The following is a 12,839-nucleotide window of genomic DNA, read 5'->3' as shown; positions in this document are numbered from 1 at the left end:
CACAGGTTCGGGGTTATCCACAGGCACCCCTTCTCCGACGGTGCCGCGACGGCGCACCGTCGTAGCGTCCTGGCATGGACTCCTTGCAACCGACCGGGGCGGAGAGGCTGCGGGCCGCGCTGCGACCCGGCTGGGCGCGCACGCTGACGGCTCGACGGGCCGTCGCCGCGGTCCTGGCCGCGCTCGCGCTCGTCATCGCCGTCACCAGCCGGCCCAGCGGGCCGCAGGCGCAGGTGCTCGTGGCCGCCCGCGAGCTGGGGCCGGGTGGCCGGCTCTCCGGCGACGACCTGGCGGTGCGCACCGTGCCCGCCGAGCTCGCGCCGCAGGACGCGCTGACGGGGCCCGACGATGCCGTCGGCCGGTCGGTGACGGGCCCGGTGGCCGCGGGCGAGATCCTCACGGGCCGGCGGGTGCTCACCGACCGCACCGCCGGGCAGATACGCCCCGGCGCGCGGCTGGTGCCGGTATCGCTGCACGACCCGGCCACGATGGACCTGCTCCGCGCGGGCGACGTGGTGGACGTGGTGGCCCAGCGCAAGGACGACTCGCCCGCGGTGCTGGCCCGCTCGGCGACGGTGGCGGTGGCCGCGGCCCCGCAGGCCGGGCGGCAGCAGGCGCGCACCGCGATGCTCGCGATGTCGGAGTCGGAGGCGCACGCGGTGGCCGCCGCGGCGCTCAGTTCGCCGCTGTCGGTGGTCTTCCGGTGAGGGTCAGCCGAGGCGCTGGGTCAGCTCGCGGATCAGCCACCTCTGCCGCTCCCGCGCGACATCGGCGAACGCGGGGCCGTAGTAGTGGCGCAGGTACTCCTGGCCTGCGCGACGGAGGGCCCGGGTGGGCAGCGTCGCGAGCTCGGCGGGCGGGGCGAGCGCCGCCGCTTCGGGCGTACCGATGGCGCCCTGGAGCCATCGGCGCTGGTCGAGGATCATCCACCACCAGGCCGCGCCGAGGAGGGTGAGGGTGACCGCGCATTTGAGCAGGATCAGGGCGAAGGCGAGCATCGGGTCGTCACCGCCGGGGGCGTTCCACCAGAAGTGCAGGAGGTACGACAGCGCCACGGCGAGGACTGCCAGCGCCGGGCGGCTGCGCAGCAGTGCGAGTCCCAGCGCGAAGAACCCGGTGTACACCCAGTGCGATTGGAAGCCGAACAGCGCGCGCAGCAGGGTCACGGTGAGCGCGCCGGCGACGTCGGACTGCGCGTCGCGCAGCGCGAAGGTGATCGCATAGCTGAGGTTCTCCACCACCTGGAAGCCGAGGCCCGCGAACGCGCCGACGGCGAAGATCTGGAGGGGGCGGCGCAGCCGGTCGCGGAAGATCACGAGCAGCAGGGCCACGCCGGCACCTTTGATGGTCTCCTCGTTGAGCGGGCCGACGAGGGCGGCGCCCCAGTACGTGGCGCCGGGGTCGTCGAGCACGTCGCTGACGGCGTCGGAGGCGAAGCCGTTGATCTGCAGCGCCAGCCCGCACGCGCCGATCGCGCCCCAGGCGAAGGCGAGCGCCCACGCGCTGCGGACCTGGGCGTCGGACCGGTCGAGGGCCCAGATGATCACCGCGACCGCGGCGGCCGCGAGCACGATGATCGGCGCCGCCGCGGCCATGGCGGCGCCGGATTCGCCGAACCGCGGCAGCATGTCGCGCGCGAGCACGTAGCCGCCGAGCACCAGGCCGGCCGCGAACACCCAGAAGGAGATCGTGGTCATCCGCGCGCGCATCACACCTCCCGCATCGATCGGACGAGCGCGGCCAGGTCGGGCGCGGCACCGTCGGGCGGGCGCAGGGCGAGGAGCGTGACCAACAGCGAGTCCCGCCCGACGACGGCGCACTCCCCCGATCGTCCGCCGCCGGTGGTGGCGGTGCAGGTGCGCCCGGAGAAGCGCGTACCGCGGAGGTCGCCGGTGAAGCGCGCGTCGACGCCGCCCGCCTCGAATTCGCGCAGGCGGCGCGGCGCCGCGGTGTCGAAATCGGTCATTCCGGTCGTGAGGAGGACCGTGAGCGAGCTGCCGGTCGCGTGGACGAAACGTGCCACGTCGGCGCGGCCCGACGGCACCTTCTCCCAGCCCAGCGGCGCGCGGAAATCGACTCCGGCGTAATCGTTCCCGATGCGGTAGTCATGCTCGGCGACGGGCGTGCGTGGCGTGGGGACGGCGCGTTCGATCCCGAACCAACCGGCGGCGAGGCCGCCGACGGCCAAGATCACAACGGCCGAAACGCCCGCGTCCACTGCGCGGATTCGATTCATACGGCTAGCATAAGTCCGAAAATTCATCATGCGTCACTGGCGTTACAAACTCACGAAGGACACTCGATCATGCTCAAGGGATTCAAGGACTTCCTCCTCAAGGGCAACGTGCTGGACCTCGCGGTCGCCGTTGTCATCGGTGCCGCGTTCACCGCGATCGTCACCGCCTTCACCGACAACGTCGTCAAGCCGCTCATCGCCTCGATCGGCGGCGGCAAGGACGTCAAGGGCCTCTCGTGGCAGATCGTCGACGGCAACCCGGCCACCACCATCGATCTCGGCGCGGTGCTCACCCAGGTGATCAACTTCATACTGGTCGCGGCGGTCGTCTACTTCATCCTGATCCTGCCGTACGAGCGCATGAAGGCCCGCCTCGCGCCGGAGAAGGCGTCGGAGGACGAGGTGGACGTGCTCGTCGAGATCCGCGACCTCCTGGCCGCGCAGACCGCGCGTCCGCAGGGCGGCGCGCACTCGGCCGCCGAGCTCCCGCCGACGGGTCAGTTCCCCTCGCAGAAGCCGCAGATCTGACGTCACCGACCCACGAAGCCGGCCTCCCGCACTCGCGGGAGGCCGGCTTTCGTTTCCCAGTCCGACGGTGCGGTCAGCCGAGGGTGAAGCGATCGCCCCAGAGGACGACGCGCCCCTTGGTGTCGCCCACCTCGGCACGCACGATCACGTACAGGCGGGCCTGTGCGTAGCCGGCGCAGCCGTCGACGCCGATCGTCTGGTCGCTGTAGGTGAAGCTGCCGCTCGAGCCGGTGAAGTCGAAGCTCGTCGACGGCGCCGACCAGTCCGGATCGATCTCATCGCCCGGCTTCGGCCAGGTCGCGCGATCGTAGGTGAGCGACTGCGTGCCGATCGACCCTGCCGCGAGGGAGAGGGAGGCGCCCGTACTCGCGGTCACCGAGGGCTGAATCGTCGGACCGTTGAAGTCGACCGAGGCACCAGACGCCGCCTCGACGCCCGCTTCGACACCGGCCGATCCGACATCGATCTGGCAGCCGACGGCGTAGCCCGCCTCGATCGAGCCGCCGTCGGCCGCAGCCCCGTTGACCTTGACGCTGACGACCCCGGATACCCACGCATTGCGCGTGGTGGGCAGCGCGACCATGCCGGGCGACAGCTTTGCGCGCTGGGCCTTCACGCTGACAGTGATGGTGCCGGCGCCTGCCTTCACCGATTGCGTCACGTCCCGCAGGGGAATGACGGTGTCGGCGCTCGCGGTGGCGGGTGCGAGCAGCGTGGCCGCCAGCGCACCCGCGCTGGCGACCGCCGCCGCGGTAACGGAGATTCTCGGGGTCATGTACCCAGTCCTTTCGATACGCCGGCCGTGCGTCGTCGGCGCTTGAGAAAGGAAGGTACCAGCCGGAAACAGGTCGAATCGCCCGTGGAAACACTGAGTTAACACTGAGGGGAAGCTGTAACAGGATCGGCACCCAGCGTTGGTTTCCCCGGGGTCTCCTGCCGCCACGGTGCGCTCGAGCGCCCGCCGACTTCTGCACAAAAGGCGCATCGCGCGCCCCGGGAAGTCCCAGGACGCGCGATGCGCTGCTGTGAAAGCGGAGGGCTACTTGGCGCCCGACTCCGACGTGGAGTTCGACGTGTTCGTCGAATCCGGCGTCGTGGAATCCTTCTTGCTCGACTGCTCCGGCTCGACGGTCTTCGTCTCGACGGTCTTCGTCTCGACGACCTTCGGCTCGACAACCTTCGGCTCCACGACCTTCGGCTCGACAACCTTCGGCTCGACAACCTTCGGCTCGACAACCTTCGGCTCCACGACCTTCGGCTCGACAACCTTCGGCTCGACAACCTTCGGCTCGACAACCTTCGGCTCCACGACCTTCGGCTCCACGACCTTCGGCTCGACAACCTTGTCCGCCTCGGCCGACAGGTTCTGAGCGACCGAGGTCTTGTCCTCGTCCGCGGACGTGGCAGAGACCCGCGACACCGCGTCCTTCGGCGTGACGGTCGGCGCCGGGGCGGGCGGGGTCAGCAGATCGATGAACGTGTCGATCTTGTCCTGCGCTGCGGCGATCTGGGTGGCCGGGAAGGTGACGATCGTGTTCACCGACTTGTTCACGGCGTCCACCACGAGGTTCACGGCGTCGCCGAACTTACCCTGGAAGACCGCCTGGGGAACCGAGGTCAGCAGGCCGTAGAAGTTCTTGTAGATCGACAGCGCCGCCTGGCCGCCGGCGAACGCCGTCGCCACCGGGATGCCCAGCACGTCGAGCCCGGCGGTGAACAGGTTCGGTGTGGGGGTCGAGTCCGAAGCCGTCGTGACCTCAGTCGTGAGCGACTTGGTCGTCGTGGGCGCCTTCGGGCCCGCGCCGGTGGCGATCCACGTCAGCGAGTCCTGGGCAGCCTTCCGGAACAGCTCCGGAACGGCGCCGAACTCGCCGCGGAAGATCGCCTGCGGCACGGAGGTGAGCATCTTGTACCAAACGGTGTACACACCCTGGCTGGTCTGCAGGACCCGGTAGACGGCCTGAACCGGCAGCCCCGCGAGGTTGAGCAGATCGGTGACGGCCTTCGGGACGGTCGGCAGCTCGATGGCAGTGGCCTGCGCCGTAGCGTTCTGCACGGCGGCCGAAGCGCCCTGCACGGCCTCGTCGGTCACGACGACGAAGGCGCCGAGCGCGTCGGAGGCGGCCGAGGTGGCGGTCGCGGCGGCGGGAATCGCCGAGGCGACGTTCGCGGCGGCGGGGACCGCGGCGATGTTCTTGAGGACTGCCGAGGGGGTCGCGGCAGCGTTCACCACGGCGGCGGCCGGCGCGGCGGCGGGAGCGGCGGTCGTGATCGCGCCGGAGACGGGCGCGATGGCGACGGCGGCGGCGGCCACGATCGCGGTGGCGGAGGTGAGGGTGGTTGCCTTCGTATTCATTGGTGTCAGCTTCCTTGAGAGCGGATGCAGCGCCTGAGGATTCGCGTGGTACGCCTCGGGCGGCGCCGTGCCCGATTTGTACGTTAGTACCAATCAAACGAGACGCAGAAGGCGGCGCCCGAACGGACACCGCCTTCTAGCGCGTGATGGGGATCAGCCCAGGGTGAAGGGCTTGCCCCACAGGACGACCGTCGACTGCGTGTTGCCCGACTTCACCTTGACCTTGGCGAAGAAGCGAGCCTGCGCGTAGCCGGCGCAGCCGTCGACGCCGATGGTCTGCTCGGTGTAGGCGAGCGAGCCCGAGGCACCCTTGAACTTGAAGCTGGTGCTGGGATCGGCCCAGTCGGGGGCGACCTCGTCGCCGGGCGACGGCCAGGAGGCGCGGTCGTAGGTCAGCATCTGCGTGCCGATGCTGCCCGCGGCGAGCGAAATGGTGGCACCGGTGGTGGCAGTCACCTTCGGCTGGATGGTCGGGCCGTTGAAGTTCACGCTCGCGCCCGAGGCGCCGGTCACGCCAGCGGTGACTTCGGTCTTGCCGACGTCGACCTGGCAGCCCACGGCGTAGCCGGCGGAGATGGAGCCGCCGTCGGGCTTGCCGCCGTTGATCTTCGCGGAGACGACGCCCGAGACCCACGCGTTGCGGGTGGTGGGCAGGGAGACCATGCCGGGCGAGAGCTTCGCGCTCTGGTTGGTGATGCTCACCGTGACGGTCGAGTCACCCACCTTGTTGGTGACGCTGTCGTTGGGCAGCGGGATGAAGGTGTCGGCGTTGGCCGCACCCGTGGAGAGGGCGCCGAGCGCCACGCCGGCCGCGGCGGCAGCGATGGCGCCACGGATCGCGATCTTCTTCATTGAATGTATTCCTTCGGGAATCGCCGCCCCGAGGGGCGGGCAAGAGAGAGTCAGGTCGGTCGGAGGATCAGCCCAGCGAGAACGGCGCGCCGTACAGGAAGCCCTGGATACGGTTGCTGCCCTTGATCTCGACCCAGGTCACGACGCGCGCCTGCGCGTAGCCCGAGCAGTGCTTGATGTCGATGTTCTGGTCCTTGATCGACACGTTGTACGTGCCGGCCTTGGTGAACTTGATCGAATCGGTGGAGCCCAGCTGGTCCGCGCGGCCGTACCCGGAGACGCTCGAGGTGGCGCCCGGGGTCAGCGGCACAGTGAGCTTGGGGGATACGCCGCCGAGGCTGGCGCTCGGGCCGTTCGAGTCGAGTACCGCGCCCGGACCCTCCACCGTGACACCCACGCCGATCTGGCCCGGGAACTGGCAGCCGACGATGACGCCGACGCCGAGCTTGCCCTGGATGTCCTTCGCGTCGGCCGGAGCCTTCACCGTGACGGAGCCGTTGGACGTGTACCACGCGGTCCGCGACTGTGCCGTGGCGAGCGAACCCTGGATCGCCGACGAGTTACCCGTCGACTTCAGAACGACGCTCCAGCCCGCGGGGGCCGGGACGATCTTCTCACCGCTGGGCAGCGGACCGGCGTTCGCCGACCCTGCAGCGACCGAGGCGGCCGCGGCCACCGCGATCGCAACGACGCCGGCGCGCCCTGCAACCTTGCTCATCTTGCTCATTCGTTCCCCTCACCAGGAATCATTGTGTGACGCTCCGGTAGGAGCGCCAGCCCGACGGCTCACCCGGCCACGGGCCGAATCCCGGCCGTTCTCAGGCCGGGATCACTATCGGTTCCCCGGAAGTCTTCACTGACCTTCGGTTCCCGCGGAGCATATCCTCAGGTTTCCAGGTCGCGCAACGCTTTCAATCTTCCTAAATGATGATTTCGTCAACCTGTTCGTGGAGATGGTGAATCTCGTACTCATGCAGCCACCTGCACTTATTAGGGTGCACTCATTCAAAATGCGTGCCCACCTGGGCGAAGGCGGGACGGCCCTCCCACTTAGAATTCATTCAGATACACCAGAGACGTAACCTGACCGTTTCACGACACGGCCGTGTTCTTAGTCACACCGCTGGCATTTGTAGTTTCAAGCGAGCTAGCCGCCGTGATGCGGCGGGCGGTTCTCGCGGTACCAGCGGTCGGTGGAGTCACCGTCGGACCCGGCAACGGGCGACGCCGCACCCGGGCGGGGTGCGGCGTCGTCGGACAGATCGTCCCTGGTCTGTGAGGGCAGGACGTCCCCGAAGATCCGCGCGATATCGCGCGCGGAGTACTTCCGCGGCGTGGGATCTCCGCTGGGCGTCACCGGGCCTGGTCGTCCCCGCCCGCGATGTGGCGGATCACGTGGGTGGCGAGCGGCGTCAGCGTCGCCATGCCGTCGCGGATCGCGGCGCGCGAGCTGGCGAGGTTCACCACTACGGTGCTGCCGGAGACGCCGGCCAGGCCCCGGGAGAGGCCCGCGTCGGTCGCGCCGGCGGCCAGCCCGGACGAGCGCAGCGCCTCGCAGATGCCGCGCAGCTTCTTGTCGAGGATCGCCCCGGTGGCCTCCGGCGTCACATCGCGTGCGCCCACGCCCACCCCACCGATGGTCACTGCCAGGTCGACGCCGCCGATCACCGCGGTGTTCAGCGCGTTGCGCACGTCCACCTCCTCGGCCGGGACCACGACCACGGCGTCCACCTCGAAGCCGGCCTCCTCCAGCAGCTCCGTCACCAGCGAGCCCACCGACTTCGACGCGCCGGACGCCCGAGCGGCGCCGGGCTGCAGGTGGTCGTCGACGACCACCACGAGGGCACGGCCGATCACGCCGGCACTGTCGAGCACCGGATCGTCCAGAACGGGCGCATCCAGCACGTCGCCCTCCAGCCATTCGGCATCCGTTGCTCGGCTCTGGCTCATCTCCGCGGTCATCTTCGACTCCTCAGTCACTTGTCCAACTTATCGAGCGTCACCTGCTTGGTCACCGGACTCGTACTACTCGGGCTGTCGAGGTAGGTAACGGTCACGGTAGCCCCCGGTTGGTAGGCCCGCACGGCTCCGATCAGACCGAAGCCGTCGGAGATGTTCAGATCGTCCAGCTTGGTCACCAGCGCGCCCTTCGGGATGCCCGCGCGGCCGAAGCCGCCCGTCGCCGAGACGTCCACCACGAGCGCTCCCGGCCGGTTCACCGACGCGCGCGGGTCCACCGTGATGCCCACGGCCGCGTGCGTGGCCGAGCCCGAATCCATCAGCTCCTTGCTGATCCGCTGCACCTGGTTCGACGGGATCGCGAAGCCCAGACCGATGCTGCCGCCCTGCTGCCCCGTCGCCCTCGAGCCGAGCGTCGCGATCGATGAGTTGATGCCCACGAGGCGTCCCGTCATGTCGACCAGCGCGCCACCCGAGTTGCCCGGGTTGATCGCCGCGTCGGTCTGCACCGAGTTGATCACCGTCGCCTGGTCGGAATCCCTACCGCTGGTCGCCACCGGGCGGTTCAGCGCGGAGACGATGCCGCTGGTCACCGTGCCGGCGAGCCCCAGCGGGGCGCCCACGGCCACGACCTCCTGGCCGACGCTGAGCTTGCTGCTGTCGGCGAAGGCCAACGGCGTGAGGCCGCGCTTGTCCGTCTGGATCACCGCGAGATCGGTGATCGGATCGGTGCCCACCACCGCGCCGTTGCTCACGCTGCCATCGGAGAACGAGACCGTCAGCCTGCCGTTGCCGGCGACGACGTGGTTGTTCGTCACGATCTTGCCGTCCGCGCTGATCACCACGCCCGAGCCGGACGACTCCGAGGCCCCCGCCTGGTTGTCGATCGACACCACGGCCGGCAGCACGCTCTGGGCCACCTCCTGCACGGAGCCCTTGACCACCGGCGGCGCGTCACCCCCGGACACGATCGTCGTCGGCGAACTACCGCCCTGTCCCCACACCAGGTAGGCCCCGGTCACCGAGAGCAGCGACGCGATCAGCGCGATCGCCACCCCCATCGCGACCAGCGCGCCCATCTTCGGGCCGCGCGCGGGCGGGGGCGTCGTGGTCACCGGGGGCAGGCCGCCCGGCCCCGGGTAGCCCGATGGTGCGCCGCCCGGCGCCGGGTAGGCGCTCGAGTACTGCTGCGTGGGCTGGTACTGCCCCGGCTGCTGGCCGGACTGCTGGCCGTACTGCCCGGCCGGCTGCCCCTGCTGATAGGGATTCTGCGGACCCTCGGTCATGGAGCCCCCTCCTTCATCGTCATTCCCCGCCCAGACTGCATACGACTGCTGTGAGGTGCCTGTGAGCAGATTGTCACTTCCCCGGACACCACGCTTCCTCATTTCCCCCGGAGCAGGCGCAGCCGGGGTTCCCGCTGCACCACCTGCGGCGCCCGCTCGCCCGCGACCGGGCTGCCGGGGATCTCGAGGCGCACCAGCGCGCCGCCGCCGTCGGCCGTGCCGACCGCGACGGACCCGCCGTGCCGCTCCACCACCTGTTTGACGATCGCCAGGCCCAGGCCCGAGCCGGGCATCGAGCGGCTCGCCATCGAGCGGTAGAAGCGCTCGAAGACCAGCTCCCGGTCCTCCTCGGGGATGCCCGGACCGCTGTCGGCGACGCTCAGTGCCGCCCGGTCCACGCCGGTCTCGGCCAGCTCGACCCGGACCACCGAGCCGTCGGGCGAGAACTTCGCGGCGTTGTCCAGCACGTTCACCACCGCGCGGCCCAGGCCACCGTTGTCGCCGTAGACGTACCAGGGCGCGCTCGCGACCTCGAAGCGGACCGTCGGGCGGCGGCGCTCCACGCGCTCGACCGCCTTCTGCACGATCTCCTCGAGGTCGACCTCCTCGTTCACCGCCTCGGGGGCGTCCTCGCGCGCGAGGTCGACGAGGTCGCCGACCAGCGTCGTCAGCTCCTCGACCTGGGCGAGGACGTCGTCGGAGAGCTCCTTCATGTCGTCCTCGGGGATCGGCGGAGCGCCCGGCTGGTTCGCGGCGACGAGCAGCTCGACGTTGGTGCGCAGGCTCGTCAGCGGGGTGCGCAGCTCGTGCCCGGCGTCGGCGACGAGGCGCGCCTGCCGGTCGCGGGACTCGGCCACGGCCTTGAGCATCGTGTTGAAACTGGTGGTCAGGCGGGCCAGCTCGTCGCGGCCCACCACGGGGATCGGGGCCAGGTCGTCGGTGCGGGCGACCCGCTCCGCGGCCTCCGTGAGCCGTTGGACGGGGCGCAGCCCGCCCCGCGCGACGGCCGTGCCCGCGATCGCCGCCAGGACGATGCCGCACGCGCCGACCACGACGAGCACGACGCCCAGCTCGCTGAGCAGGCTCTTCGTCGGCGCGAGGTCCTCGGCCACGATGATCGTCACGCCGTTGTCCAGCCGTCGCGCCATGACCCGGGTGTCGCCTTCGGAACGCAGCGACTGCGCCAGCTTGCCCGAGACCACGTCGCGCTCGGGCTGCCCGATCGGCACCTGGCCCGACGGGCCCGAGTGGTACGGCGTCCCGTCGGGATAGACGACCATCGTGCGGTTGACCGACATGTCCGGCCGGAACATCAGCATCATCATCACCGTGGTGAACTGCGTGACCGGCGAGCTCATCGCCGGGGCGACGGAGTCCACCTGCTGGTGCAGGCGATTGTCGACATCCGCGTACATCGCCCGCTTGACCACGAAGAACGCCGACGCCGCCATGAGCGCCACCGTGATCCCGACGACCGCCGCGGCCAGCAGCGTGACCCGCCAGCGGAAGCTGACGTTGCGGGTGATCGGGTTGGGGTCGCGCATCGGTCGACGGTCCTGTACCTGCCGGTCGCGAGGGTGCCGGTCGCGGGCCTGGCGGTCGCGGGGATCCGGGCGCGAGTGCCTCGGCACCGTCATCGCATCACGGCGGGGTCTCGCGCAGGACGTACCCCACGCCCCGCACGGTGTGGATCAGGCGGCTCTCCCCCTCGGCCTCGGTCTTGCGGCGCAGGTATCCGACGTACACCTCGAGCGCGTTGCCCGAGGTCGGGAAGTCGTAGCCCCACACCTCCTCGAGGATGCGGCTGCGGGTGAGCACGCGGCGCGGGTTGCTCATGAGCATCTCGAGCAGGCTGAACTCGGTGCGGGTGAGGCTGATGTTCCGCTCGCCGCGGAGCACCTCACGGGTGGCCGGGTCGAGGCTGAGGTCCTCGAAGCGGAGCACCTCGTTATCGGCGCCCACCTCCGGCGCGGCGCGGCGCAGCAGCGCCCGCATCCGGGCCAGCAGCTCCTCCAGCGCGAAGGGCTTGGGCAGGTAGTCGTCGGCGCCGGCGTCGAGGCCGCTCACCCGGTCGCTGACCGCGTCGCGGGCGGTGAGCACGAGGATCGGCAGGTCGTCGCCCGCGCTGCGCAGGCGCCGACACACCTCCAGACCGTCGATCCGCGGCATGTTCAGGTCCAGGACCAGCGCCTCCGGGCGGTTGCTGGCGATGTGATCGAGCGCGTCCTGCCCGTCGACGGCGGTCTCCACCTGGTACCCGTTGAAGGTCAGCGAGCGGCGCAGGGACTCCCGCACGGCACGATCGTCGTCGACCACCAGAATTCGCATAGTCCACAGTTTTACCGAAGTCGGGTATGAATTCGCTGAACGGGCCCACTTCGGCGCTCGGCCCAGAGCGAACACGCCGCTCAGCGGCGACGGAAGCCGCGCCTGCACGCCCTCAGGAAACGACCGGCGACGTCCTCGGGTGCGATGGGCACCCGCCAGCCCTGCCACAGCGCGAGGAGGCGGAAGCCCGAGGCCAGGACCGCACCGACGAGCAGCGCGCGGGAGTCGGTCGCACCCCACGACGCGGCGAGCACCGTCGCCACGGCGCCGGTCAGGGCGGGGATGGCGTAGAGGTCGCGCTCCTGGATGAGCAGCGGTACCTCGTTGACCAGGATGTCCCGCAGCACGCCGCCGCCGAGGGCGGTGGTGATGCCGATGAGCGCGGCGGCGAAGGGCGAGGCGTCGTGATGCAGGGCGGTCAGCGCGCCGGTGGCGGAGAAGACGCCCATGCCGATCGCGTCGAGCACGAGTACCGAGTTGCGGAGCCGGCTGAACTGCGGATGGAAGACGAAGACGAAGGCCGCCGCGATCGACGCGGTCGTGAGGTTCTCCCAGCCCTGGAACGAGGCGGGCGGATGGATGCCCAACAGCACGTCGCGGGCGACGCCGCCGCCCACGCCGGTGAGCGCGGCGAGCGTCCACACGCCGAACAGGTCGAGCCGCTTGCGGACGCCGATCAGCGCGCCGGAGGCGGCGAAGACCGCGATGCCCGCGTAGTTCAGCACCGCCAGCAGCACGTGCGCCCCCTCGGATACACCTCAAGAGCGGGCCGGCACAGGGCCGACCCGCTCTTGGGGGAAAGATCAGTTAGCGGCGGTCGAGATCGACCAGGCCCAGCTTCGCGGCGCGCACGAGGCGACGCGGAACCAGGTGGGTGCGGCCGCCGACCTGCACGGCCTGCAGCTCGGGGTTGTTCGCCTTCCACTGCGAGCGGCGAGCATGCGTGTTCGCCCGCGACATACGGCGCTTCGGTACAGCCATGATTCTTCCTATCGGTCTTGACGAAAAAAGCTCTCGACGCGAGCCCCGAGGGCTTCCAACGTCACAAGCACTGAAGTCTACCGTCCCGCGGCCCGCCCGCCAAAACGCGAGTGACGGGGCCGTCGGCGGCCTCGTCGAAGCAGTGACGGTGATGACTCGGGCGGCGGACTCTCCGATTCTGTCCGAGTCGGACAACGCCCGCCGAGGACACCGAACGTCGACCATGCTCGAGCTGTCGCCCCGCGGACACCGTCGACCACGCCCCGCCGTCGTCGCCGCCCCGCCCAGCGCGCTGACCGATTCGGACAGAATC

General features: G+C 70.2%; 15 protein-coding genes. 2 read left to right on the top strand and 13 right to left on the bottom strand.

What is annotated here, in order from left to right; all coding sequences use genetic code 11:
* Nucleotides 1-74 precede the first annotated feature (74 nt).
* The gene (locus FK529_RS13040) at nt 75-707 is read left to right on the top strand and encodes an SAF domain-containing protein (protein ID WP_146561790.1); all 633 of its coding nucleotides are present in this window, start codon (nt 75-77) and stop codon (nt 705-707) included.
* A gap of 3 nt (nt 708-710) precedes the next feature.
* On the opposite strand, the gene FK529_RS13035 is transcribed toward FK529_RS13040, so the two are convergent.
* Both FK529_RS13035 and FK529_RS13030 read right to left on the bottom strand, forming a co-directional pair.
* The gene (locus FK529_RS13035; protein ID WP_158635114.1) at nt 711-1,697 is read right to left on the bottom strand and encodes a PrsW family intramembrane metalloprotease; all 987 of its coding nucleotides are present in this window, start codon (nt 1,695-1,697) and stop codon (nt 711-713) included.
* 11 nt (nt 1,698-1,708) lie between these two features.
* Nucleotides 1,709-2,236 carry a hypothetical protein gene (locus FK529_RS13030; protein WP_146561786.1) on the bottom strand — a complete coding sequence of 176 codons (528 nt, stop codon included), beginning with the start codon at nt 2,234-2,236 and terminating at the stop codon, nt 1,709-1,711.
* Nucleotides 2,237-2,305: 69 nt separating this feature from the next.
* On the opposite strand from FK529_RS13030, the gene mscL reads away from it, so the two are divergent.
* Complete coding sequence (mscL, locus tag FK529_RS13025) at nt 2,306-2,764, top strand: large-conductance mechanosensitive channel protein MscL (RefSeq protein WP_146561784.1); 459 nt, start codon at nt 2,306-2,308, stop codon at nt 2,762-2,764.
* 73 nt (nt 2,765-2,837) lie between these two features.
* Here the strand turns inward: mscL and FK529_RS13020 are convergent, their stop codons facing one another.
* The 11 genes from FK529_RS13020 to rpmF all read right to left on the bottom strand — a co-directional run bounded on the left by FK529_RS13020 (nt 2,838) and on the right by rpmF (nt 12,526).
* A complete protein-coding gene (locus FK529_RS13020) occupies nt 2,838-3,425 on the bottom strand; it encodes an MspA family porin (protein ID WP_231703066.1) in 588 nt (195 codons plus the stop codon).
* A gap of 378 nt (nt 3,426-3,803) precedes the next feature.
* Nucleotides 3,804-5,120, bottom strand: a complete 1,317-nt coding sequence (locus FK529_RS20045) for a hypothetical protein (protein WP_158635113.1) — start codon at nt 5,118-5,120, stop codon at nt 3,804-3,806.
* A 153-nt stretch (nt 5,121-5,273) separates the two neighbouring features.
* Nucleotides 5,274-5,972, bottom strand: a complete 699-nt coding sequence (locus FK529_RS13015; RefSeq protein WP_146561782.1) for an MspA family porin — start codon at nt 5,970-5,972, stop codon at nt 5,274-5,276.
* 67 nt (nt 5,973-6,039) lie between these two features.
* Entirely contained in the window at nt 6,040-6,699 is a 660-nt protein-coding gene (locus FK529_RS13010; protein WP_146561780.1) for an MspA family porin, read from the bottom strand.
* Nucleotides 6,700-7,119: 420 nt separating this feature from the next.
* Nucleotides 7,120-7,329, bottom strand: coding sequence for a hypothetical protein (locus FK529_RS13005; RefSeq protein ID WP_146561778.1), 210 nt, complete (start codon nt 7,327-7,329; stop codon nt 7,120-7,122).
* Nucleotides 7,326-7,952 carry a MogA/MoaB family molybdenum cofactor biosynthesis protein gene (locus FK529_RS13000; protein ID WP_438947197.1) on the bottom strand — a complete coding sequence of 209 codons (627 nt, stop codon included), beginning with the start codon at nt 7,950-7,952 and terminating at the stop codon, nt 7,326-7,328. Before FK529_RS13000 ends, FK529_RS13005 begins: the two co-directional genes overlap by 4 nt.
* The gene (locus FK529_RS12995) at nt 7,949-9,217 is read right to left on the bottom strand and encodes a S1C family serine protease (RefSeq protein ID WP_146561776.1); all 1,269 of its coding nucleotides are present in this window, start codon (nt 9,215-9,217) and stop codon (nt 7,949-7,951) included. The genes FK529_RS13000 and FK529_RS12995 overlap by 4 nt, the downstream gene beginning before the upstream one ends.
* Nucleotides 9,218-9,315: 98 nt before the next feature.
* Nucleotides 9,316-10,761, bottom strand: a complete 1,446-nt coding sequence (locus tag FK529_RS12990; protein WP_146561774.1) for a HAMP domain-containing sensor histidine kinase — start codon at nt 10,759-10,761, stop codon at nt 9,316-9,318.
* 97 nt (nt 10,762-10,858) lie between these two features.
* Complete coding sequence (locus tag FK529_RS12985) at nt 10,859-11,545, bottom strand: response regulator transcription factor (protein WP_146561772.1); 687 nt, start codon at nt 11,543-11,545, stop codon at nt 10,859-10,861.
* An 80-nt stretch (nt 11,546-11,625) separates the two neighbouring features.
* On the bottom strand, nt 11,626-12,282 hold the full coding sequence (locus FK529_RS12980; RefSeq protein ID WP_146561770.1) for a trimeric intracellular cation channel family protein: 657 nt from the start codon (nt 12,280-12,282) through the stop codon (nt 11,626-11,628).
* Nucleotides 12,283-12,352: 70 nt separating this feature from the next.
* A complete protein-coding gene (rpmF, locus tag FK529_RS12975; RefSeq protein ID WP_013127873.1) occupies nt 12,353-12,526 on the bottom strand; it encodes a 50S ribosomal protein L32 in 174 nt (57 codons plus the stop codon).
* Between the last annotated feature and the right edge of the window lie 313 nt (nt 12,527-12,839).

This window comes from Tsukamurella asaccharolytica (assembly GCF_007858435.1).
Lineage (GTDB): Bacteria > Actinomycetota > Actinomycetes > Mycobacteriales > Mycobacteriaceae > Tsukamurella > Tsukamurella asaccharolytica.
Note: the sequence above shows the minus strand (reverse complement) of the source record. Positions and strands in the feature narration are given on the sequence as shown.